The organism is Arthrobacter sp. GCM10027362 (assembly GCF_042679445.1).
Lineage (GTDB): Bacteria > Actinomycetota > Actinomycetes > Actinomycetales > Micrococcaceae > Crystallibacter.
This window is the reverse complement of sequence record NZ_JBHTML010000306.1, coordinates 1-2905: the sequence shown is the minus strand read 5'-3', so window position 1 is coordinate 2905 and position 2905 is coordinate 1. Positions and strand designations below refer to the sequence as shown.

3 protein-coding genes are annotated in these 2905 nt (G+C 71.7%); all 3 read right to left on the bottom strand.

Annotation, left to right across the window (positions count from 1 at the left end; genetic code table 11):
* On the bottom strand, positions 1-1326 hold a 1326-nt coding region (gene hemL / locus ACFQ36_RS21965), incomplete at its 3' end, for a glutamate-1-semialdehyde 2,1-aminomutase (protein ID WP_377017567.1).
* Positions 1327-1366: 40 nt separating this feature from the next.
* Positions 1367-2344, bottom strand: a complete 978-nt coding sequence (hemB, locus tag ACFQ36_RS21960; RefSeq protein ID WP_377017565.1) for a porphobilinogen synthase — start codon at positions 2342-2344, stop codon at positions 1367-1369.
* Positions 2341-2905, bottom strand: a 565-nt coding sequence (locus ACFQ36_RS21955; protein WP_377017562.1) for a uroporphyrinogen-III synthase, incomplete at its 5' end; no start/stop codon positions are given. The genes ACFQ36_RS21955 and hemB, both read right to left, overlap by 4 nt.

The window sequence follows — 2905 nt, the reverse complement described above, 5'->3', positions numbered from 1 at the left end:
CTTCGCCGCTGCGGCCTTGGCCGCGGCCGGCAGCGCGGCCAGGATCCGGTCCATCGCGGCGTCGTCGTGCGCCGAGGAGAGGAACCAGGCCTCGAAGACCGACGGCGGCAGATAGACCCCGGCGTCGAGCATGGCGTGGAAGAACGGACCGTAACGGAAGGCCTCCTGGACCTGCGCGTCCGCGTAGTTGCGCACCCCGCGGGCGGAGGTGCCGAAGGCGACGCTGAAGAGGTTGCCGGCGCGCTGGATGCTGTGGTCCACCCCTTCCGCGGCCAGGGCGTCGGAGACCGCACCGGAGAGCTGCACGGAACGCTTGTCGATAAACTCGTAGACCTCCGGCGTGGCATGCGTCAGCGTGGCCACGCCTGCGGCCATCGCGACCGGATTGCCCGAGAGCGTGCCGGCCTGGTAGACCGGGCCTACCGGGGCGAGATAGTCCATCACCTCGGCGCGTCCGCCCAGTGCGGCCACCGGCATGCCGCCCCCGATCACCTTGCCGAAGGTCATCAGGTCGGGCCGGAAGGGGTCGGACGAGCCGGCCGCGCCGCCGGTCAGCCCCCAGTAGCCGGCGTAGCCGGTGCGGAACCCGGTGAGCACCTCGTCGAAGATCAGCAGCGCACCGTGCTCGGCGGTGATCCGGGAGAGTGCGGCATTGAAGCCCGCGTCCGGTTCCACCACGCCCATGTTCGCCGGCGCGGCCTCGGTGATCACGGCGGCGATGTCCTGGCCGCGGGCGGCAAAGGCTTCCTGAACCGCGGCGAGGTCGTTGTAGGGCAGCACCAGGGTCTCCGCCGCGGTGGCCGCGGTGACGCCGGCGGAACCCGGCAGTGCCAGGGTCGCCACGCCGGAACCGGCGGCAGCCAGCAGTCCGTCCAAGTGGCCGTGGTAGCAGCCGGCGAACTTGATCACGAGGTTGCGTCCGGTGAAGCCGCGGGCGAGCCGCACGGCCGTCATGGTCGCTTCGGTGCCGGTGGAGACCATGCGCAGGCGCTCGACGGCGCCGACGCGGCCGGTAATCAGTTCGGCCAGCTCGGACTCGGCCGGGGTGGAGGCGCCGAAGGACAGCCCCCGGTCCACCGCGGCGTGGACGGCGGCCAGCACCTCGGGGTGGGCGTGGCCCAACAGCGCCGGCCCCCAGGAGCAGACGAGGTCCGCATATTCACGGCCGTCCGCATCGGTCAGGTAGGGGCCGCGGCCGGAGACCATGAACGGGGGCGTCCCGCCCACGGAGCCAAAGGCCCGCACGGGCGAGTTGACCCCGCCCGGCATCAGGGCGCGGGCGCGCTGGAACAGCTCTTCGGAAGAAGTCACGGAGGATCCTTTCAGGGAGTAACCAGGGATGACCGGCAGCAGGCGGCCGGGATGCTCAGGCCTTGAGCCACTGGGCGATGTCGGCCGCCCAGTAGGTAAGCACCATGTCCGCTCCGGCGCGGCGGATGCCCAGCACGGACTCCAGCACGGCCGCTTTCCGGTCGATCCAGCCATTGGCGGCGGCGGCCTCGATCATCGCGTACTCGCCGGAGATCTGGTATGCGGCCACCGGTACCGGGGACATGGCTGCGACGTCGGCGACGATGTCCAGGTAGCTCATGGCCGGCTTGACCATGATCATGTCCGCGCCCTCACCGAGGTCCAGCTCGACCTCCAGCAGGGCCTCGCGCCGGTTCGCCGGGTCCATCTGGTAGGTGCGGCGGTCCCCGGTCAGCTGGGAGTCCACCGCCTCGCGGAAGGGGCCGTAGAACGCCGAGGAGTACTTGGCCGCGTAGGCCAGCACCGATGTCTGCTGGTAGCCGGCCTCGTCCAGGGCCTGCCGGATCACCGCCACCTGCCCGTCCATCATGCCGGACGGACCCAGCACATCGGCGCCCGCCTCGGCCTGGGCTACCGCCATTTTGGCGTAGATTTCCAAGGTGGCGTCATTATCCACGCTGCCGTCGGCGGCCAGCACGCCGCAGTGGCCGTGGTCGGTGAACTCGTCCAGGCAGACATCGCCCATGACCACCAGGTCCGCCCCGACCTCGGCCTTCACGTCCCGGATGGCCTTGTTGAGCACCCCGTCCGGGTCCAGGCCCGCTGTTCCGGTGGCATCACGGGTGGCGGGAACGCCGAAGAGCATAATGCCGCCCAGGCCCAGCTCCGCAGCCTCCACCGCGGCCCGTTTGAGGGTGTCCGTGGTGTGCTGGACGACGCCGGGCATGGACTGCAGCGACACCGGTTCGCCGATACCCTCGCGGATGAAGGCCGGCAGGATCAGCTGCGAGGCCTGCAGGCTGGTTTCGGCGGTCAGGCGGCGCAGTGCGGGGGTGGCACGGAGCCGGCGCGGGCGGTGATGGGGAAAACTCATGATGGTCCTCTGTTCGGTTCTGGCTGCTCGCCTGTGTGCTGGTTTGCGGGCCGGCACAGCGCCGTGGCCAGGGCGTCGGCGATGCCCGCCGGGGTCGGCACGGCCGCGACCGCCGCGATGTCCAGCCCCAGTTCCGCGGCTTCGCGTGCGGTGCTGTTGCCGATCGCCACCAGCAGCACTCCGGCCGGCAGTGCCGGGGCAACCGCGTGCAGCCGGCGAACCACGCTCGGGGAGGTCAGGACGACGGCGCCGATGCCCCCGTCCGCCGCGGCCCGGGTGAAGTCCGCCACGGAGATCTCCCCCGGTTCCGCCGCGGCGCGGCCGGTTCCGGAAGCGGGAGCCAGCACGGCGGTCAGCCGCCGCTCCGGCCGGGCCGGATAGTCCACCGTGTGGTAGGCCGTCACGGCACGGACCTGCCAGCCCTTGGCCGCCAGCCCTTCCTCGATGGTTGCCGCGGCAATGTCCGCCTGCGGCAGCAGCACCGGGCCGGCCGGGGCCGGATCCGTGCCGGCCCGGAGCGGCCACGCCGCGACCAGTCCGACGGCGTCCATGCTGGCCTCC

What these genes read in the sequence shown, in the direction of transcription:
- hemB (WP_377017565.1), bottom strand. Translation starts at nt 2,344, where the DNA reads ATGAGTTTTCCCCATCACCGCCCGCGCCGGCTCCGTGCCACCCCCGCA.